At 64.3% G+C, this 18,592-nt stretch carries 19 protein-coding genes and 1 pseudogene; 9 read left to right on the plus strand and 11 right to left on the minus strand.

Translation table 11 applies throughout. The annotated features are described in order from the left end of the window. The first annotated feature begins 16 nt into the window (after window positions 1-16). The gene (locus G9E11_RS03035; RefSeq protein WP_190602789.1) at window positions 17-1,081 is read left to right on the plus strand and encodes a quinone-dependent dihydroorotate dehydrogenase; all 1,065 of its coding nucleotides are present in this window, start codon (window positions 17-19) and stop codon (window positions 1,079-1,081) included. A 106-nt stretch (window positions 1,082-1,187) separates the two neighbouring features. On the opposite strand, the gene G9E11_RS03040 is transcribed toward G9E11_RS03035, so the two are convergent. Then, complete coding sequence (locus G9E11_RS03040; RefSeq protein WP_190602791.1) at window positions 1,188-1,778, minus strand: DUF3043 domain-containing protein; 591 nt, start codon at window positions 1,776-1,778, stop codon at window positions 1,188-1,190. 129 nt (window positions 1,779-1,907) lie between these two features. Between G9E11_RS03040 and G9E11_RS03045 the strand changes: the two genes are divergently transcribed. The 5 genes from G9E11_RS03045 to G9E11_RS03065 all read left to right on the plus strand — a co-directional run bounded on the left by G9E11_RS03045 (window position 1,908) and on the right by G9E11_RS03065 (window position 7,089). After that, window positions 1,908-3,353: a dipeptidase gene (locus tag G9E11_RS03045; RefSeq protein ID WP_190602793.1), complete on the plus strand. Its 1,446-nt coding sequence runs from the start codon at window positions 1,908-1,910 to the stop codon at window positions 3,351-3,353. Window positions 3,354-3,512: 159 nt separating this feature from the next. Beyond that, window positions 3,513-3,902 carry a HesB/IscA family protein gene (locus G9E11_RS03050; RefSeq protein WP_190602795.1) on the plus strand — a complete coding sequence of 130 codons (390 nt, stop codon included), beginning with the start codon at window positions 3,513-3,515 and terminating at the stop codon, window positions 3,900-3,902. A gap of 184 nt (window positions 3,903-4,086) precedes the next feature. Further along, window positions 4,087-4,959, plus strand: a complete 873-nt coding sequence (gene ctaC / locus G9E11_RS03055) for an aa3-type cytochrome oxidase subunit II (RefSeq protein ID WP_190602798.1) — start codon at window positions 4,087-4,089, stop codon at window positions 4,957-4,959. A gap of 10 nt (window positions 4,960-4,969) precedes the next feature. Further along, window positions 4,970-6,691 carry an aa3-type cytochrome oxidase subunit I gene (ctaD, locus tag G9E11_RS03060; RefSeq protein WP_190602800.1) on the plus strand — a complete coding sequence of 574 codons (1,722 nt, stop codon included), beginning with the start codon at window positions 4,970-4,972 and terminating at the stop codon, window positions 6,689-6,691. Further along, window positions 6,688-7,089: a cytochrome c oxidase subunit 4 gene (locus G9E11_RS03065; RefSeq protein WP_102974540.1), complete on the plus strand. Its 402-nt coding sequence runs from the start codon at window positions 6,688-6,690 to the stop codon at window positions 7,087-7,089. The genes ctaD and G9E11_RS03065 overlap by 4 nt, the downstream gene beginning before the upstream one ends. Before the next feature lie 80 nt (window positions 7,090-7,169). Here the strand turns inward: G9E11_RS03065 and G9E11_RS03070 are convergent, their stop codons facing one another. Then, on the minus strand, window positions 7,170-7,463 hold the full coding sequence (locus tag G9E11_RS03070; RefSeq protein WP_190602802.1) for an HPr family phosphocarrier protein: 294 nt from the start codon (window positions 7,461-7,463) through the stop codon (window positions 7,170-7,172). 184 nt (window positions 7,464-7,647) lie between these two features. Here G9E11_RS03070 and G9E11_RS03075 point away from each other — a divergent pair, with 184 nt between their 5' ends. Next, window positions 7,648-8,439: a GntR family transcriptional regulator gene (locus G9E11_RS03075; RefSeq protein ID WP_190602804.1), complete on the plus strand. Its 792-nt coding sequence runs from the start codon at window positions 7,648-7,650 to the stop codon at window positions 8,437-8,439. 137 nt (window positions 8,440-8,576) lie between these two features. Here G9E11_RS03075 and qcrB read toward each other — a convergent pair whose 3' ends face one another. From qcrB to ctaE, 4 genes are all read right to left on the minus strand, one after another. Continuing rightward, on the minus strand, window positions 8,577-10,247 hold the full coding sequence (qcrB, locus tag G9E11_RS03080; RefSeq protein WP_190602805.1) for a cytochrome bc1 complex cytochrome b subunit: 1,671 nt from the start codon (window positions 10,245-10,247) through the stop codon (window positions 8,577-8,579). Further along, the gene (gene qcrA, locus G9E11_RS03085) at window positions 10,225-11,295 is read right to left on the minus strand and encodes a cytochrome bc1 complex Rieske iron-sulfur subunit (RefSeq protein WP_190602807.1); all 1,071 of its coding nucleotides are present in this window, start codon (window positions 11,293-11,295) and stop codon (window positions 10,225-10,227) included. Before qcrA ends, qcrB begins: the two co-directional genes overlap by 23 nt. A gap of 100 nt (window positions 11,296-11,395) precedes the next feature. Beyond that, complete coding sequence (qcrC, locus tag G9E11_RS03090; protein WP_190602809.1) at window positions 11,396-12,184, minus strand: cytochrome bc1 complex diheme cytochrome c subunit; 789 nt, start codon at window positions 12,182-12,184, stop codon at window positions 11,396-11,398. A gap of 88 nt (window positions 12,185-12,272) precedes the next feature. Beyond that, on the minus strand, window positions 12,273-12,911 hold the full coding sequence (gene ctaE / locus G9E11_RS03095; RefSeq protein ID WP_190602811.1) for an aa3-type cytochrome oxidase subunit III: 639 nt from the start codon (window positions 12,909-12,911) through the stop codon (window positions 12,273-12,275). 148 nt (window positions 12,912-13,059) lie between these two features. Here ctaE and trpD point away from each other — a divergent pair, with 148 nt between their 5' ends. Beyond that, a complete protein-coding gene (gene trpD, locus G9E11_RS03100; RefSeq protein ID WP_190602813.1) occupies window positions 13,060-14,118 on the plus strand; it encodes an anthranilate phosphoribosyltransferase in 1,059 nt (352 codons plus the stop codon). A gap of 86 nt (window positions 14,119-14,204) precedes the next feature. Here trpD and G9E11_RS03105 read toward each other — a convergent pair whose 3' ends face one another. Together G9E11_RS03105 and G9E11_RS03110 are read right to left on the minus strand one after the other, a co-directional pair. After that, the gene (locus tag G9E11_RS03105) at window positions 14,205-14,486 is read right to left on the minus strand and encodes an Lrp/AsnC family transcriptional regulator (RefSeq protein ID WP_111903442.1); all 282 of its coding nucleotides are present in this window, start codon (window positions 14,484-14,486) and stop codon (window positions 14,205-14,207) included. A 111-nt stretch (window positions 14,487-14,597) separates the two neighbouring features. Further along, on the minus strand, window positions 14,598-15,008 hold the full coding sequence (locus G9E11_RS03110) for a DUF3054 domain-containing protein (protein WP_190602815.1): 411 nt from the start codon (window positions 15,006-15,008) through the stop codon (window positions 14,598-14,600). Window positions 15,009-15,104: 96 nt separating this feature from the next. Between G9E11_RS03110 and G9E11_RS03115 the strand changes: the two genes are divergently transcribed. Beyond that, on the plus strand, window positions 15,105-15,491 hold the full coding sequence (locus G9E11_RS03115; protein ID WP_190602817.1) for a VOC family protein: 387 nt from the start codon (window positions 15,105-15,107) through the stop codon (window positions 15,489-15,491). 4 nt (window positions 15,492-15,495) lie between these two features. Here G9E11_RS03115 and G9E11_RS03120 read toward each other — a convergent pair whose 3' ends face one another. From G9E11_RS03120 to G9E11_RS03130, 3 genes and pseudogenes are all read right to left on the minus strand, one after another. Continuing rightward, window positions 15,496-16,125 (minus strand): LysE family translocator, encoded by a 630-nt coding sequence (locus G9E11_RS03120; RefSeq protein WP_190602819.1) that lies wholly within the window; start codon window positions 16,123-16,125, stop codon window positions 15,496-15,498. Window positions 16,126-16,250: 125 nt separating this feature from the next. Beyond that, window positions 16,251-18,014, minus strand: coding sequence for a thiamine pyrophosphate-dependent enzyme (locus tag G9E11_RS03125; RefSeq protein ID WP_190602821.1), 1,764 nt, complete (start codon window positions 18,012-18,014; stop codon window positions 16,251-16,253). A 49-nt stretch (window positions 18,015-18,063) separates the two neighbouring features. Next, window positions 18,064-18,592 (minus strand): annotated as a pseudogene (locus tag G9E11_RS03130) (amino acid permease); the annotation flags it as partial.

Below are 18,592 nucleotides of genomic sequence, written 5' to 3' on the forward strand. Positions count from 1 at the left end.
ACGGAAAACTAGAGGCATGCGCGTATACCCCACTTTTTTCAGGCTGGCCTTTTCATGGATGGACGCCGAACGCGCCCACAAGATCGGTTTCAAGGGAATCCGGCTGGTACATACCGTGGGAGCAGGACGGCTGCTGGAAAGGTTCATGGCACCGCCGGCGTCCCTGCAGACGAATGCGCTCGGCCTGACCTTCCCATCCCCGTTCGGACTGGCCGCCGGCTTCGACAAGGAGGGCCACGGAATCGAGGCCCTGATGGAGCTCGGATTCGGCCACGTTGAGGTGGGTACCATCACAGGCCAGGCCCAGCCCGGCAACGAAAAGCCCCGGCTGTTCCGGCTAATTGAGGACCGGGCCGTCATCAACCGGATGGGATTCAACAACGACGGCGCCACTGCCGTGGCTCCGCGGCTCAAGTCCGCCCGTGCTGCGCTGCAGCGGCGCCATGCCAAGGTGCGGCCCGTGATCGGCGTCAACATCGGCAAAACCAAGGTCGTGGAGCTCGAGGACGCCGTAGAGGACTACCTCATCAGTGCCCGCGGCCTCGCCCCGGCGGCGGATTACCTCGTGGTGAACGTCAGCTCGCCGAACACGCCGGGGCTCCGGCTCCTGCAGAACGTGGAGACACTCCGTCCGCTGCTGAAGGCAGTGGGGGAGGAAGCGGACAAGTCCGCAGGCCGGCATGTCCCGCTGCTGGTCAAGATCGCCCCTGACCTCACCGATGAGGACATCGACGACGTCGCCCGGCTGGCGCTGGACCTGGGCCTGGACGGCATCATTGCCACGAACACCACCATTGGCCGCGATGGGCTCGATTCTGCAGCGGACAAGGTGGAGGCCTGCGGTGCCGGCGGCCTGTCGGGTGCTCCGCTGAAAAGCCGTTCGCTGGAGGTGCTGCGCCGGCTGAAGTCGGTCACGCAGGACCGGCTGACGCTGATTTCCGTGGGCGGCGTGGAAACCGCGATGGACGTCCAGGATCGCCTGAACGCCGGCGCCACCCTGGTCCAGGGCTACACCGCCTTCCTCTATGAGGGGCCGTTCTGGGCAGCCCGGATCAATAAGGAACTGGCCAGGAACCGCTAGTTCGCACGTTAAACACAGCAGCCCGGCGGTGTCACCGCCGGGCTGCTGTGTTTAAGGGTCCGGGACCACCCTCGGGCGGCCTGTGCCGCGGGAGGAAAGCGAGGAATCAGGACGGGTACTGCCCGCGGCCGACCAGGGGCTTGGGCAGGCGAAGCTTCCGGAACTGCAGCGATCGCATGGTGCCATACCAGACGGTGCCGCGCTCAACTTCGCCGAACTTTTCTGCGAGGCGCTTGCGGAGTTTGCGGGACAGGACGAACGCGTCCACGAATACAGCCAGGAACATCACCCAGAAGGCCCCCAGCACGTAGATCATCATGTCGCTGTTGGACGGCACGACGAGGGAGACCACCACGAACACCAAGGCACCGAACATGAGGTACTCGCCCAGATTGAAGCGGGCGTCCACGTAGTCCCGGGCATACCGCTTCTGCGGGCCCTTGTCGCGGATCGGCAGGAACCTTTCGTCGCCGGTATCCAGTGCCTTGCGCATCTTCAGGCGCTGCTCCTGTGCGGCAGCACGCTCCGCTTCCTTGGAGGCCTTCCGGTCCTCCGGCACGAGGGGGCGCTTGCGGGCGGCTTCCTGTGCTTTGCGCTTGGGCGTGGGCGCGCCTTTGCCCGCTATCGCGGCTGCCTCGGCAGCCTGCTGGTCAACTACATCCTGCGCCGCTGGCGCTTCCTTTTTACGTCCGAACACCACAACAGAATACCTTGGCGGGCTGTGCCGCCGGTCATGCCCGGCTGCCCGCCGAACGCCCTGGCGTGGGGTCCGGCGCCGGTTCGCGGCGATGTATGTTGTGGCGTGTGACACAGGTAGTGTTTGGCCATGACTACATTCTCCGCGGCGACCCCGCGACAGTACGACGCCCAGCAAGATGGGGGGACAGCGGCCGGCATCGACACCGACGCCCTGCGGGCCGCCGTTGACGCAGCCTTCGACACCACAGTTGCACAGCTTAAGGACCTGGTGGCCATACCCGGCGTTGCCTGGCCCAGCTTTGACCCAGCACCTCTGGACGCCAGTGCCGAGGCCGTCGCCAGCCTGGTGCGCGCGACGGGCATCGGGGATGTCCGGATCCTGCGGTGCGATAAGGAAGACGGCACCCCCGGCGGGCCGGCCGTGGTGGCACGCCGTGAGGCAGCGCCCGGCAAGCCGACCATCCTTCTCTACGCCCACCATGACGTCCAGCCGCCCGGTGATCCTGCACTGTGGGAGTCCGAGCCGTTTACCGCCGTCGAACGCAACGGGCGCCTCTACGGGCGCGGCGCGGCCGACGACAAGGCCGGGATCATGGCGCACGTCGCCGCGTACGGCGCCGTCAGCAAGGTGCTCGGCGATGAATTCGGGCTTGGCGTGACACTGTTCTTCGAAGGGGAGGAAGAGGCCGGTTCGCCGACCTTCAGGACGTTCCTGGAAGCCCACCGCGAACTGCTCCGCGCCGATGTCATTGTGGTGGCCGACTCCAGTAACTGGAAGGTGGGCGTGCCGGCGCTCACCACGAGCCTGCGCGGGCTGGTCGACGGAACCATCGAGGTGCAGGTCCTTGCCCATGCCGTGCATTCGGGAATGTTCGGCGGTGCCGTGCTGGATGCCCCCACGCTGCTCTCGCGCCTGATCGCGACGCTGCACGACGACCAGGGCAGCGTTGCCATTGAGGGTCTGGTGAGCCGGGATGAAACGGGCGTGGATTTGACTGAAGAGGAGTACCGGGCGGACGCTTCGGTGCTCGACGGCGTCCGGCTGGCCGGCACGGGAACCATCGCGTCACGGCTGTGGACCAAGCCGGCCCTGTCGATCATCGGCTTCGACGCGCCGGCCGTCAGCGTTGCCTCCAACACCCTGCTGCCCCGCGCCCGGGCCAAGTTCAGCCTGCGGCTGGCCCCGGGCCAGGACCCGGCGGAAGCCATGGAAGCCGTGCGCCGGCACGTTGAATCGCACGCACCGTTCGGCGCCAGGGTGATTTTCACGCCGGGGGAGAGCGGCAACGCCTTCCAGACGGACACAGGTTCCTCAGCTGCCGGCCTCGCCATGTGGGCGCTCGGTGAAGCCTGGGGCGTTCCGGCGGTTGAAATGGGCATCGGGGGTTCCATTCCGTTCATCAGTGACTTGACTGAGCTGTACCCCGAGGTCCAGATCCTGGTGACGGGCGTGGAGGACCCGGATTCGCGTGCCCACTCAGCCAACGAGTCGCTGCATCTGGGGGACTTCCGCAACGCGGTGGTCGCCGAGGCCCTGCTGCTGGCGCGGCTGAATGAGGATGGCCTCCAGTAAGCGGCTGGCAGGGAACAATGCAGGGCCTATGAGGGTTACGCCTGAAGTTAGAGCTCCGCGCCGGATCGACGTAGCATGTAGCTATAGCCCGTACCGTTTCCGTAGGGGCAGGCACCGTGCAAGCGGGGCAGCCACAACCGTCGTTAGTAAGGTAGGCCAATGAGCACTACGACCAATGAAAACAGCACCGAACCCACCGGCATTGCCAGTGACGAACTGGCGAGCCACGAGGTTCAGCTGACGGACGTTGCAGCAGGCAAGGTCCGCAGCCTCCTGGAGCAGGAAGGCCGCACCGATCTTCGCCTCCGCGTAGCCGTGCAGCCGGGCGGCTGCTCCGGCCTCATCTACCAGCTGTACTTTGACGAGCGCCTCCTTGAAGGTGACGCGGTACGCGACTACGACGGTGTCGAGGTCGTCGTCGACAAGATGAGCGTCCCGTATCTCAGCGGTGCCAGCATCGACTTTGAAGACACCATCTCCAAGCAGGGCTTCACCATCGACAACCCGAATGCGGGCGGCTCGTGCGCCTGCGGTGATTCGTTCCACTAAAGGGTCAGTGGCCCTTCCTGAACCTCTTGGCGGCGCCGGTGAAAACCGGCGCCGCCACACGGTGGGGACATGTGGGCGAAAACCTGCGGGGAGCGGTAAGCTCTACACCGAGTAGTAAAACTTTTAGTGTGCCCGGGAAGCTTTTTGCCGCCCTGGCAACAGCAACAAGTAGGAAGGGCCGTCTGTGAGTTCGCAGAACCGAACCGGCAGCCGACGCAAAACGATCACTACGATCACTGGCTTGGCAACTGCCGGCGCGTTGGTTTTGACTGGATGTTCGCCAGAGGTAGAGAAGGGGTGGCTGCCCACCGAGCGTGGCACCACCAATCACACTGACCGCATCATGGACCTCTGGGTCAACTCATGGATTGCCGCCCTCGTGGTGGGCATCATCACGTGGGGCCTGATCGTCTGGTGCCTCGTGGCCTACCGCCGCCGCAAGGGCACCGTGGGTTTCCCGCGGCAGACCAGCTTCAACCTGCCCCTTGAGGTCTTCTACCTGACGATCCCGCTCTTCATGGTCCTGGTGTTCTTCTACTTCACCGACCGTGACCAGCAGGCGATCGATGACCGCTCGCAGCCCGCCGACGTCGTAGTGGACGTCCGCGGCAAGCAGTGGGCATGGGACTTCAACTACAAAAAGGGCGACGTCGTCACCGAGGACCTCCACGAGGCCGGCGTTCAGGCGCACCTGACGGGTGAAGCGATCGACAAGGAGAAGCTCCCGACGCTGTACCTGCCCGTCAACAAGTCCGTTGACCTGGAACTGAACTCGCGCGACGTTATCCACTCCTTCTGGGTACCTGCATTCCTGCAGAAGAGGGACATGATCCCGGGTAAGACCAACTACATCCGGTTCACCCCCACCAAAGAGGGCACCTACGACGGCAAGTGTGCCGAGCTCTGCGGTGAGTACCACTCCGAGATGCTGTTCCGCGTCAAAGTTGTTTCCGAGTCCGAATTCCAGGCTCACATGAACCAGCTGCGCCAGGACGGCAACACGGGCCTGCTCGGCGCAGAGTATGACCGCAACCCGAACCTGAACGTTACGAAGTAAGGGAAGCGAAGTGGCTACTTACACCCAGACCCCCGGGATCCTTGAGGCTCCCGTAGTTCCCAAATCCAAGGGGCGCATCGTCGTCAACTGGATCACCTCCACGGACCACAAGACCATCGGGTACATGTACCTGATCGCGTCCTTCGTGTTCTTCTGCTTCGGCGGCGTGATGGCCCTGCTTATCCGCGCCGAGCTCTTCGAGCCCGGCATGCAGATCCTGCAGACCAAGGAACAGTACAACCAGCTGTTCACCATGCACGGCACGGTCATGCTGCTCATGTTCGCCACCCCGCTCTTTGCCGGCTTTGCGAACGTGATCATGCCCCTGCAGATCGGTGCACCGGACGTCGCGTTCCCGCGACTGAACGCGTTGGCCTTCTGGTTCTTCCTGTTCGGCTCCACCATTGCCGTATCCGGGTTCATCACCCCGCAGGGTGCTGCATCCTTCGGCTGGTTCGCCTACGCACCGCTCTCCAACACCACCTTCAGCCCCGGCGTCGGCGGTGACCTGTGGGTCTTCGGCCTGGCACTGTCCGGCTTCGGCACCATCCTGGGCGCGGTCAACTTCATCACCACCATCATCTGCATGCGTGCCCCCGGCATGACCATGTGGCGCATGCCGATCTTCACCTGGAACACCCTCGTGACGGCCATCCTGGTTCTGATGGCGTTCCCGCCGCTTGCCGCAGCACTCTTCGCCCTCGGCGCGGACCGCCGCTTCGGTGCCCACATCTTCGACCCGGAAAACGGCGGCGCCGTCCTGTGGCAGCACCTGTTCTGGTTCTTCGGCCACCCCGAGGTGTACATCATCGCGCTGCCGTTCTTCGGCATCGTGTCCGAGATCTTCCCGGTCTTCAGCCGCAAGCCGATCTTCGGCTACAAGGGCCTGGTTTACGCGACCATCGCGATCGCGGCCCTGTCCGTGACCGTGTGGGCGCACCACATGTACGTCACCGGCTCCGTGCTGCTGCCGTTCTTCTCCTTCATGACCATGCTCATCGCAGTCCCCACCGGTGTGAAGTTCTTCAACTGGATCGGCACCATGTGGCGCGGTTCCATCACCTTTGAGACGCCCATGCTGTGGAGCATCGGCTTCCTCATCACGTTCCTCTTCGGCGGCCTGACCGGCATCATCCTGGCCTCCCCGCCGCTGGACTTCCACGTCTCCGACTCCTACTTCGTGGTGGCACACTTCCACTACGTGGTCTTCGGTACCGTGGTGTTCGCGATGTTCGCCGGCTTCTACTTCTGGTGGCCGAAGTGGACGGGCAAGATGCTCAACGAGCGCCTCGGCAAGATCCACTTCTGGCTCCTGTTCCTGGGCTTCCACGGCACCTTCCTGATCCAGCACTGGCTCGGCGTCGAGGGCATGCCCCGCCGCTACGCCGACTACCTGGTGGAGGACAACTTCACCTGGATGAACCAGTTCTCCACCATTGCCTCGTTCGTCCTGGGTGCGTCCCTGATCCCGTTCTTCTGGAACGTGTACATCACCGCACGCAGCGCCGAAAAGGTACAGGTTGACGATCCTTGGGGCTTCGGTGCCTCGCTGGAGTGGGCCACGTCCTGCCCGCCGCCGCGGCACAACTTCACGTCCCTGCCGCGCATCCGCTCGGAGCGTCCGGCGCTGGACCTGCACCACCCTGAGCTCTCCCAGTCACACACCGTTGAGTCGCCGGCACCTGCAGCAAGCGTGCTCGGTAACGCCGATCAGAAGGACAGCGCGCAATGAGAATCGAGTCCTGGATTTTTGGAGCAGGAGTATTCTTCTTCGTTCCGGTTTCCATCATCTACGGCTTCCTCACCAACTGGTCTGAGTGGGTCGGCATCCTGGGCATCCTCCTGGTGGGCGGCCTGGCGGGCATGATCGGTGCCTACCTCGGCTTCACCGGCAAGCGCGTGGGCATGCGCCCCGAGGACCGTGCTGACGCGGAAATCCACGAAGGCGCCGGCGAGCAGGGCCACTTCAGCCCCTGGAGCTGGTGGCCGCTGGTCCTGGGCCTGTCCTGCGCAGCAGGATTCCTCGGTCTGGCCGTAGGCTTCTGGATCGTCTTCATCGCCGGTGGTATGGCACTGGTGGCCCTCGTGGGCTGGGTCTACGAGTACAGCCGCGGAGACCACGCGCACTAGGCGTTTCGGTACCAAGAACGACGGCGGGCCCCACCTTTTCGGTGGGGCCCGCCGTCGTTCTGCTTGTATCTAATCCCGCCCTAGCTGGCCCACTGCGACGCCAGCAGCTCGACGAGACCTGAGAGTGCCGCCTCCGCTTCACCCAGGCTCCTGCCCGCAGGCAGGGCTGATTCCTTGACTGCAAGTTCGACTTCGCAGCCGTAGTCGAAGTCCGCTGTCATGACCTCGAGCAGGGAGCGGGCGTCGACGGCATCAATGCCGTCCTTGCGGATGGTCACCGGTAAGCCTGTCTCCGTGACCGCGCGGACGAACACCGCTGCCGGCCTGGCGTGCAGGCCGATGGCCGCAGAAACGATTGCCTTACGAACGGGCAACTGGACTCCTTCGTCGTGGACGGGATGGCACATTGGGGGTGGCCTCCGTCGTCTTCCATTTAGTTCGCCTCTAAGAATATCGGCCCCTGCGCCGTCAATCTTCCGGGAGGCCCGGCCTGGTCTAGACCTGTGGCCTGGTTGGCATACTCTTGAACTGTGAGCATGCAATACAGGAGCGTCCGCCGTGGCGGCTAGCGTGGCCGGCATTGCCGGTGAAATCGACAGGACCAGCGGGACGCCGATTTACGTCCAGCTCCGTGAGATCCTCAGGACCTACATCGCGACGTCCTGCCCGCCGGGCTCGGCGTTGCCCTCCGAGCGTGACCTGGCCGAACGTTTCAGCCTGGCCAGGATGACCGTCCGCCAGGCCATCGACGCCCTGGTGGGGGAGGAGGTCATTGAGCGGGTGGTCGGCCTGGGCACCTTCGTCCGGAAACCGAAGCTGGACCTCCAGGTCAAGCTGACCTCCTACAGCGAGGAGATGCAGCGCCGCGGCATGGTGCCGGCCGCCAAGGTGCTGAGCTTTGAGCAGATCGCCGCCAGCGCCTTCCTGGCCCGCGAACTTCAGCTGGAGGAGGGAACACCCCTGGTGCGCTTCCGCCGCCTTCTGCTGGCCGATAACGAGCCAATGAGCGTGGATGAGAACTTCATCCCGGCCCACCGGGTTCCGGGGCTTCTCGACGGCGAGCCGCCGACATCGCTGTACAACGTCCTCAGCGAACAGTTCGGCCTGGTCATGGAATGGGGCGAGGACATGATCGAGGCCACCGCTGCGTCGCCCTCCACCGCCCGGCTGCTCAACGTTGAAATCGGCGCGCCGCTGCTGAAAATCCAGCGGCATGCCTTCGTCGCCAGGTCGATGGTGGACTATTCGGTGTCCTACTACCGCGCCGACCGGTACAAGCTGTGGGTGCCGCTGCAGCGGCCCGGCGTCCGGCCCACCCGGAACTACGCGTCGGGTTACCGGCAGCAGTAGCCTGACTGCCGCTGGCTGCAACGGACAGCAGCCCGTGTGGCAATCCGAATGCGCATACAGAAAGGGCCCGGTCCTGATGGACCGGGCCCTTTCTGTATGTTGCTTGGGTGAAGCGTTGTTGCCTAGTGGCCTGGCTCTTAGTGGCTAAGGGTCTTCTGCCCCTCGCCGGCTTCAACGGCTTCGTGGTGGCCGTGGCCTGCTTCCAGCTCCGCGGGGGTTGCAGGGGCAACCCTGTCCTCGAAGAACCAGCGGGACAGCTTGGCGCGGCGGTTTTCCTTGCGGGTCACCACACCGTGCTCGTTCGGCTGGGCCGGAAGCGGTGCGAGCGACTCGAAGCCAACGAGCTTGTAGCGCTTGTACTCGTCGAGCGGAGCGTGCACCTCGATGAACTCACCGTGCGGGAGGCGGACGATGCGCCCGGTCTCGCGGCCGTGGAGGGCGATTTCGCGGTCCTTGCGCTGCAGGGCAAGGGCCACGCGCTTGGTGACAGCGAAAGCGATGAACGGGCCTACGAAGAACAGTGCACGCAGCCAGTACGTGACGTCGTTCAATGCCACGTGGAAGTGCGTGGCGATGAGGTCCGAACCGGCGGCGGCCCACATGACGCTGTACCAGGTGAAGCCGGCTACACCGATCGCGGTACGCGTGGGAGCGTTCCGTGGACGGTCCAGCACGTGGTGCTCCCGGTTGTCCTTGGTGATCCAGCGCTCGATCCACGGGTAGGTGAACAGCACGGTAAAGATGATGCCAGCCGGAACGAGTGCCGGAAGCAGGACATTCAGCGTCAGGACGTGGCCGAAGATGATGTATTCGAAGTGGAAGCCGCTGACCACACCGGGCATCAGGCGCAGGGCACCGTCGACAAAGCCGATGTACCAGTCAGGCTGGGTGCCGGCGGACACGGGGGAGGGGTCGTACGGTCCGTAGTTCCAGATCGGGTTGATGGTGAAGAACCCGGCCATGAGCGCGATCACACCGAAGACGATGAAGAAGAATCCGCCGGCCTTCGCAGCGTAGACCGGGCCCAGGGGGTAACCAACGACGTTGCGGTCGTTGCGTCCCGGGCCGGGGTACTGGGTGTGCTTGTGGACAACCACCATGAAGAGGTGCACCACGATCATGAGCAGGATCAGTGCCGGTACGAGCAGGATGTGCAGCGTGTAGAGGCGGCTGATGATTACCGTGCCGGGGAACTCTCCACCGAACAGGAAGAAGGAGATGTAGGTGCCGATTACCGGGATCGACTTGATGACGCCGTCGATGATGCGCAGGCCGTTACCGGACAGCAGGTCATCGGGGAGGGAGTAACCGGTGAAGCCGGCAGCCATGGCCAGGATCAGCAGGACACCGCCCACCACCCAGTTCATTTCACGGGGCTTGCGGAACGCGCCGGTGAAGAATACCCGGAGCATGTGTACGGCCACAGAGGCCACGAACAGCAGCGCTGCCCAGTGGTGGACCTGGCGCATGAACAGGCCGCCGCGGACGTCGAAGGAGATGTCCAGCGAGGAGCTGTAGGCGACGGACATTTCGACGTTCTTCAGCGGCGTGTAGGAGCCGGCGTAGTGCGTCTCAGCCATGGACGGATCGAAGAAGAATGTCAGGAACGTTCCCGACATGAGCAGGATGACGAAGGAGTACAGCGCCACCTCGCCAAACATGAAGGACCAGTGGTCCGGAAATACCTTGCGGCCGAATTCGCGGAGGATTCCGGATCCGCCGACGCGCTCGTCGACGAAGTCAGTAAAGCGTCCGACGCTGGTGTTGGCTACGTAGGCGGGGGCTTCAGCTGTTGATGCTGCGCTCATGCTCATCACGCTCCCAGTAACTTGGTCCTACAGGTTCTTTGAAGTCGCTGGTGGCGACCAGGTAGCCCTCATCGTCAACTGCGATGGGCAGCTGGGGGAGCGGGCGGCTGGCCGGGCCGAAGATAACCTTGCATTCCTGGGTCAGGTCGAAGGTCGACTGGTGGCACGGGCACAGCAGGTGGTGCGTCTGCTGCTCGTAGAGGGCAACAGGGCAACCAACGTGGGTGCAGATCTTGGAGTAGGCAACGATGCCGTTGTAGCCCCAGTTTTCGCGTCCCGCGGAGGGGTTCAGCGAGGCCGGGTCGAGGCGCATCAGCAGAACGACGGCCTTGGCCTTCTCGTTGAGCTTGCCTTCGTGCAGTTCGTTGAGGCCTTCCGGAATGACGTGGAAGGCGGAACCGATGGTGACGTCCGAGGCCTTGATGGGGGTTCCATCAGGATCGCGGGTGAGGCGCTTGAGCTTGCCCTCCGTCGGGGCCCACATGGTGTGTGCCAGCTTGTTGTCCGGGCGCGGTCCCAGGTCGCCGAAGACGGCGAGGGCCGGCAGGGGTGCCAGTGCAACGGCGCCCAGCAGGGTGTTCCGGATGAGGGGACGGCGCTTGATGCCCGTTTCCTCAACGATGTCGTCAACGATGCGGACCGCAGCCTGGCGGTCGTCCTCGGTGCGGATCGCGTGGCGTTCCTCGGAGACTTCGTGGTCCGGCATCAGGGCCTTGGCCCAGTGCACGATACCGGTGCCGATACCGAGCATGGCGAACGCCGTGCCAAGGCCGAGCAGCGCATTCTGCAGCCGGATGGTGGCAATGCTTGAGTCGTCTCCCAGGTCGATGGCGAAGTACGCCACCAGGAAGATCACGGTGCCAACAACTGAGGTTGCGAACAGTGCAGCAACCTGCCGTTCTGCCCGCTTGGCGGCCTTCGGGTCCGTGTCAGCCAGGCGCAAGCGGTGCGGGGGAAGTCCAGGATCCTGGAATTTCTCCACCTCATGCTGACCAGCCGTAGCTACGGTGCCCGAGTGGTTCGGACTGCCGTCACTATGGTTGCCCATGATTCGCCTCATCCTTCTCTCGTCTCGGCCTTTGCCGAGTTATGTTCAGTTCCAAACCTGCTGTGCAATCAGCAGGACGTTCTTGTTGTGCCTGGTTTGGCTAGGACGTGCGGGACGTCAGCCAGATGGTGAAAGCGATGATGACGCCGAGGCCGGCGATCCACACGAACAGGCCCTCAGAAACAGGACCAAGTGCGCCCAGGTCTGCGCCGCCCGGGGAACCGTTGGCTTCAATCTGCTTCAGGAAGGTGATGATGTTGCGCTTGCCTTCAGGGGAGATGTTCGAGTCGTTGAACACCGGCATGTTCTGCGGTCCGGTCGCCATTGCTTCATAGATGTGCTTGCCCGAGACGTCGGCCAGGGCAGGGGCGAACTTACCACGGGTGAGTGCACCGCCAGCGGCTGCAGCGTTGTGGCACATGGCGCAGTTCACGCGGAACAGCTCGCCGCCTTCGGCGGCGTTGCCCTTCTCATCCAGCAGTTCCTCGGACGGGATGGCCGGGCCCGCACCCAGCGACGCGACGTACGCGGCCAGCTGGTGGGTCTGGGTGTCGTTGAACTGGGCAGGCTTCTTGTAGGCCTGGGGGCCGTTCATCTGCATGGGCATGCGGCCGGTGCCGACCTGGAAGTCAACAGCGGCGGCGCCGACGCCAACCAGTGAGGGACCGTCCTGCGTTCCGCTGGCACCCATACCGTGGCAGGTGGCGCAGTTGGCTTCGAAGAGCTTCTCGCCTTCCTGTGTATCGCTGGCGGTGAACTCTGCAGTGCTGGCTTTGGCCTCGTTGACGGTGGTGGCAACGGCGTACAGCCCACCAGTGAGGAGGAGGCCCATCAACAGCAGGGCTATTGCTGCCAGTGGGTGACGTCGCTTCTGCGAGAGTGCCTTCACGTGGTGGTTCCTTTATTCGATCGTGCGTCGGCTCCGTGAGCCGCTTCTTAGAATTCGTTCTCTTGGGAAAGAGGGAGAAAAGTCTGGGCTACTGGAGGACGTAGATGACCAGGAAGAGGCCAATCCACACGACGTCCACGAAGTGCCAGTAGTAGGAGGTGACAATCGCCGAGGTCGCCTCGAAGTGACCGAACTTCTTCGCGGCGAAGGAGCGGCCCATGATGAGCAGGAAGGCGACCAGACCGCCGATGACGTGCATGCCGTGGAAGCCGGTGGTCATGTAGAAGGCGGATCCGTAGGCGTTGGAGGACAGCGACACGTGCTCCGAGACCAGCATGGCGTATTCCGTGGTCTGGCCGGCAACGAAGAAGGCGCCCATGAGGAACGTCAGGGTGAACCATTCGTTCATGCCCCAGCGGGTGAACTGGAGGGGCCCGCCGCTGCGTCGCGGCTGGAGCCTTTCGGCGGCGAATACGCCCATCTGGCAAGTGAAGGAACTAGCCACAAGGACGATGGTGTTAACGAGCGCAAAGGGGAAGTTGAGCTTGGCCGTCTCTTCCGCCCACATCTGGCCGGAAGTGGACCGGAGTGTGAAGTACATGGCGAAGAGACCGGCGAAGAACATCAACTCGCTGGAGAGCCAGACAACGGTCCCGACGGAGACCATATTCGGGCGGTTCAGCGTGGGGTGCGCAGGGGTACTGGGGGCATGGGTCGCAGATGTCACATAGACATTATGTCTGTAAAACTCCGGCTTGCCCAACGCAAACCGCCTTTTGCGGAGACTTTTTCTACAAAGACGCGAAATCGCGCGGAAAAGTTCCCGGACACGTTCATATTGGTCTTTGCGGCGGGCACATCGATAGCATCAGGAGGTGACTTCACAGGTATCGGCACCGGCGGCAGGCAACACCTGGCCGCGCCTCATCTCGGCACTGTTGAACGGCGAACACCTGAGCGCGGACAGTACGGCATGGGCCATGGACACCATCATGTCGGGGGCCGCCACACCCGTCCAGATTGCCGGTTTCCTCGTGGCGCTGCGCGCGAAGGGCGAGACGGTGGAGGAGATTGCCGGCCTCGTTGACGCCATGGTGTCCCATGCCAAGCCCATCTCCATCACCGGCGAAAAGCTGGACATCGTGGGCACCGGTGGTGACCAACTCAACACTGTCAACATCTCCACCATGGCCGCTCTGGTCTGTGCCGGAGCGGGCGCAAAGGTGGTCAAGCACGGCAACCGCGCGGCATCGTCGTCGTCGGGATCAGCGGACGTCCTGGAAGCGCTGGGGGTGCGGCTCGACCTCCCCATAGCCGACGTTGCCCGGAACGCAGAGGAAGCGGGCATGACCTTCTGCTTCGCCCAGGTCTTCCACCCGTCCTTCCGCCACACGGCGGTGCCCAGGCGCGAACTCGCGATCCCCACAGCCTTCAACTTCCTGGGCCCCCTCACCAACCCCGCCCGGGTGCAGGCCTCCGCGGTAGGCGTGGCGAACGCCCGCATGGCGCCGCTCGTGGCCGGCGTCCTGGCGCGGCGCGGCAGCCGGGGCCTGGTGTTCCGGGGCAGCGACGGGCTGGACGAACTGACCACCACCGGGCCGTCCACGGTGTGGGAGATCCGCGGCGGTGAAGTGACAGAGCAGACTTTCTCGCCCGGGGACCTGGGGATCCGTCAGGCGACAGTCGATCAACTGCGCGGCGGTGACGCGCAGGCGAATGCCGCCGTCGTCCGCAATGTCCTGGCCGGGGAAACCGGGCCGGTCAGGGACGCAGTCCTGCTGAACGCGGCGGCGGGCCTGGTGGCGTACGACCTTCAGGCTGACGGTCCGCTCACTGACCGAATGAAGCTTGCCCTCGACCGCGCCGCGGAATCCATCGGCTCCGGCGCTGCGGCTGCCGTGCTCGAGAAGTGGGTCAGCCTCTCGCGGGGCTAGAGCTCCGAACAGTCCCAACGCATCAAAGACAGAGGGGCCAGGCACCTGCAGGTACCTGGCCCCTCTGCTGTTGTCCTGGCGTGCTGCTACTCCTCGAACCCCAGGGCGAAGGCGGCATCGAGGTCGTGCTGCGAGTAAGCCCGGAAGGCGATATGGGTGGTGGTGTGCACGACCGCGGGGACCTTGGACAGCTTGTCGGCGATGACGTCCGCCAGATCTTCGTGCTGGGACACGCGCGCGACGGCGATCAGGTCCCATTCTCCGGTCACGGAGTAGACCTCGCTGATGCCGTCGATGGAGGAGATCTCCTCGGCCGTTTCGGGGATACGCGAGGCGTCTGTCTTGATCAGGACGAATGCGGTGATCACTGTGAACCCTTCCGGATCTGTTGAGCTGTGCTGCCAGCCTATTACATGGGTGGTCCAGTGCATGGGCGGGCGCCGGTCGGTTGCGCTAGTGGCGGCGCCGCTGCACAGGAGTCAGGCGCGGCGGCGTGCGCGCAGGCGGAGAACTATGGCGACGATGAGGCGGTAGCCGAGGAGGAACACCGCCATGCTCAGCAGCGCGACGATCACAAATGGGAGGACCACCGTCTGTCCCGTGAGCGCGCGTAGAGCCATTCCGATCGCCACGGTGCCCAGCCACACAGCCACCCCGGCGGGCCACAGCGCGAGCGGCCGCCGCCAGAGCCGCAGCAGCAGCCAGGTAACGGCTGCGCCGGCCAGGAACGGCCAGGCGGTGGACAGGACTCCAATGACTGTTTCACCCCGTGCATGTGCGTCGCGGCCGACGGCAGCGAACGTCAGGATGAGGATGAAGTCTGCCGCAGCTGCGGCGGCCGTCAGGGCCGGAACCGCTTGCGTTCCGGGACGGTCTGTTGTGGAAGGCATGCTTCCGAGCCTATCCGTTTTTGGCAGGTCTTGCCCCTGCCGCAATATCCCGTGACGATGTCAGTCAGGATGCATGCACTCCCTGAAGGAGGCCCAGTGAAGCTCACCCAGATCGCACAGCACGCCGAGGATCTTGACCGTGCGGCAGAGTTCTACTCGAGGCTGCTGTGTACCGCGCCGACAGCTGTGTTCGACCCGCCTGGACTGCTGTTCTTCGATCTCGACGGCGTCCGGCTGCTGCTGGAGCGGGGAGCACCTTCGGCGGTGATTTACCTTGGCGTCCCGGACGTAAGGTTGCGCGTGGCTGAACTTGAGGCCGGGGGAGTGGAGGTGGTTGGCGCCCCGCACGTCATCTTCCATCACGATGATGCACGGCTCGGCCCTGCTGGTGCGGACGAATGGATGGCTTTCATCAGGGACAGTGAGGGGAACACCGTGGGACTGGTGAGCCACGCGTTCGACGGCGGGGCGCCCGCAGGTTAGGGCGTCAGGCTTTGCTGGTGGCGATCTTTGCCGCGAAACCCAGGAGGACGACGCCGGCGACGCGGTCTGTGGTTTTGGCCACGGAAGGCGACTGGAGCCAGCGGCGCGCGTGGTGGGTCGCCAGAATGATGACCGCAAACCATGCCATGCCCTCGACGTTGTGAACCAGCGGCAACAGCACCCCCATCAGCAGCGGCGGCGCCTCCGGCGGAAGGAACTGGGGGATCATGGCCATGTAGAAAACCCCCACCTTGGGATTCAGCAGGCTGGTTGTGGTGCCCGAAAGCCATGCAGCGCGGGAGCTGGCCGGGCCCGCGGGGCCGGCCTCCGCCGTCGCCCCCGGCCGGAAGCTTCGGATAATCATGGTCACAGCCAGCCACGCCATGTAGCAGGCGCCCGCGATCTTCAGCACGGTAAAGGCTGTTTCCGAGGCGGCCAGCAAGGCCGACGCACCGACGGCGGCGGCCACGCCCCAGAAGACGGTACCTGTGCAGATTCCCGCCGCGGTGGCGAAGGCGGACCCGCGGCCGCCGCTGATCGCCGTACGCAGCACGAGCACGGTGTCCATTCCCGGGATCACCGTGAGTAGGGCGGCCACGAGGGCGAACTGCAGGAGGGAGTCGGAAATGCTCATAGTCGATTTTAGACAAGTTGGGGGCGCGCAGATGACCGGCGATTGGGGGCGGGTTTTACCGGTAACGCCGGATCAAAAGGTCGCCGGGGACGACGGCGGGAGGTCCCGCCGTCGTCCTTTCTCTGTCAGGCGGGGGAGGGGTAAGCCTTGACGCCCTGTTCCACCACCAGATGGATGAGGGCGAAGACGCGGGCATCATCGATGGCTGCCAGGGCCGCGTCCAAGGCGGCCGGAACATCCTTGTCCTCTGTGACAGTGACGCCGAAACCGCCAAAGGCCCTGGCCATCATGCCGAAGTCCGGATTTTTCAGCTGGGTGCCGGACACGCGTTCGGGATAATGCCGCTCCTGGTGGGTGCGGATGGTGCCGTACTCCTGGTTGTCCATGACAATAACCAGCGGCGTGGCACCGTATTGGGCGGCGGTGGCCAGTTCCTGGCCGTTCATCAGGAACTCCCCGTCTCCCGCGATGGTGACCACTCGCCGCCGTGGTTCGGCCAGCGACGCCGCGACGGCCGAGGGGATGGAGTAACCCATGGAGCCGTTCCGGGCGCTGACCATAGAAGCGTAGCGGCGGGTGGGAAAATACCGGTGGGCCCAGTTCGTGTGCTCGCCCGCCCCGAACGTCACCAGCGCGTCCTCCGGCAGCCTGGGGACCAGGTTCGCCATCAAGGTGTCCATCCTTGCCGGGCCGGCAGCGGGAGTGGAAACGGGGAGCGCGGAAAATGACTCCTGTTCGGCCCTCATCCGCCCTGTCCACGCCTTCCACTCCTCCTTAACTTCCAGGTCGATGCCGGCCAGGTCGCGGACAAAGGCCTCCGGCTTTGCCACGATCTGCCGCGAGACAGGACCCGAACGGCCGCGCAGTGAGGGGTCGATGGTGACCAGAAAGTTCTTCTTGCTCCAGTCCTGCCGGCAGACGAATCCGTCTGTAATCACGTCTCCCGGGACAGTGCCCACAAATACCAGGAGGTCGGTCTCCTCGAACAGGTCGTAGGTGGGGCGCGGGCGACCGTACCCGATGGGACCCACGTAGGACGGGGAGTCAAAGGAAACGGTTCCCTGGGTGCGCCATTCCGCTGCTGCAGGAATCTGGTGTCGCTCCAGCCACGCGGTCAGTTGGTCAGCTGCCTCCTGGGTCCAGTCGTTGCCGCCGGTTACGAAAAGCGGTTTGTTGGATGAGGCCAGCGCGGCCTTCAGGGCCGCGGCGTCGCTGCTGCTCATTCCGCCGGCCGCCACCGGGATCGCAGGGTGCAGGGTCGGATCGACCAATTGCCGGATGATGTCCTCCGGCAGGCCCACCACCACGGGCCCCGGGCGGCCACTCATCGCCGCGAACATGGCCTCGGCCACGATCTCTGATGCCCGCTCCGGATGGTCAAGGACCATAACGCGCTTGGCGCCGGTATCGAACCAGGCTTTGATGTCGAACTCCTGGAACGCCTCGCGGTCCCGGTGCGCGAACGGAATCAGGCCCACGAACAGGAGCATCGGCGTCGAGTCCTGCCAGGCCGTATGCAGTCCCACGTGCGCGTTGGCTGCGCCGGGTCCGCGGGTAACCATCGCCACACCGGGCACCTGGTTCATTTTCCCGTCGGCCTCCGCCATGTACGCTGCCCCGCCCTCGTGCCGGCACACGATGGTTTCCATCTCCGAGCTGTGCAGGCCGTCCAATACGTCAAGGAAGCTTTCACCGGGAACCACGTAGGTGCGTTTCACGCCATGGGCCTCGAGCGAATCAACAATCACATGCCCGGCGGATTTCAGGGCCGCGCGGGATGGCGCCGTGCTGCTGTCGCGGCCAGTCTGCTGGAGCTTTTGGTCATCGAACTGCCCCGGATCGGAAGGGACATCGGTTGCGGTCAAGGGGGACTGAGACTCTGGTGTCATGAGCTTTCTTTGGTTATTGGTGGGCGGGTGTTTGTGAAGATCGGGATATCTATCTGAGGGGCGTCGGGTTGGCGATGACGGGGGACATGCCGGTGAAGCCTTCGCGGGCTTCGGCGATCTCGTGGATGCGTTTGCGGCAGGCGTACCAGCCGGCGACCATGAGCGCGATGGCGATGAGGGTGACCATGAGGGTCAGGGGTGAGTCGATGAAGACCATGATGAGTACGCCGACGAGGAAGAGCAGGGAGAGGTAGCCGGTGTAGGGGGCGCCGAACATCCGGAAGGAGGGGCGTTTGAGCCAGCCCTTGTCTGCCCAGCGTTTGAGCTGGATCTGGCACAGGACGATGGTGGCCCAGGTGACGATGATGCCGACGGAGGCGATGTTCAGGACGATCTCGAAGGCTTGTGAGGGGACGAGGTAGTTCAGCGGGACGCCGAGCAGGGAGACGCCGGCGGTGATGGCGATGCCGCCGTAGGGGACGCCGGCTTTGTTCATGCGCTGGGCGAACTTGGGTGCGGAGCCGGCCACGGACATGGAGCGCAGGATCCGGCCGGTGGAGTAGAGGCCGGCGTTGAGG

Source organism: Arthrobacter ipis (assembly GCF_014694315.1).
GTDB classification, from domain to species: Bacteria; Actinomycetota; Actinomycetes; order Actinomycetales; family Micrococcaceae; genus Arthrobacter; species Arthrobacter ipis.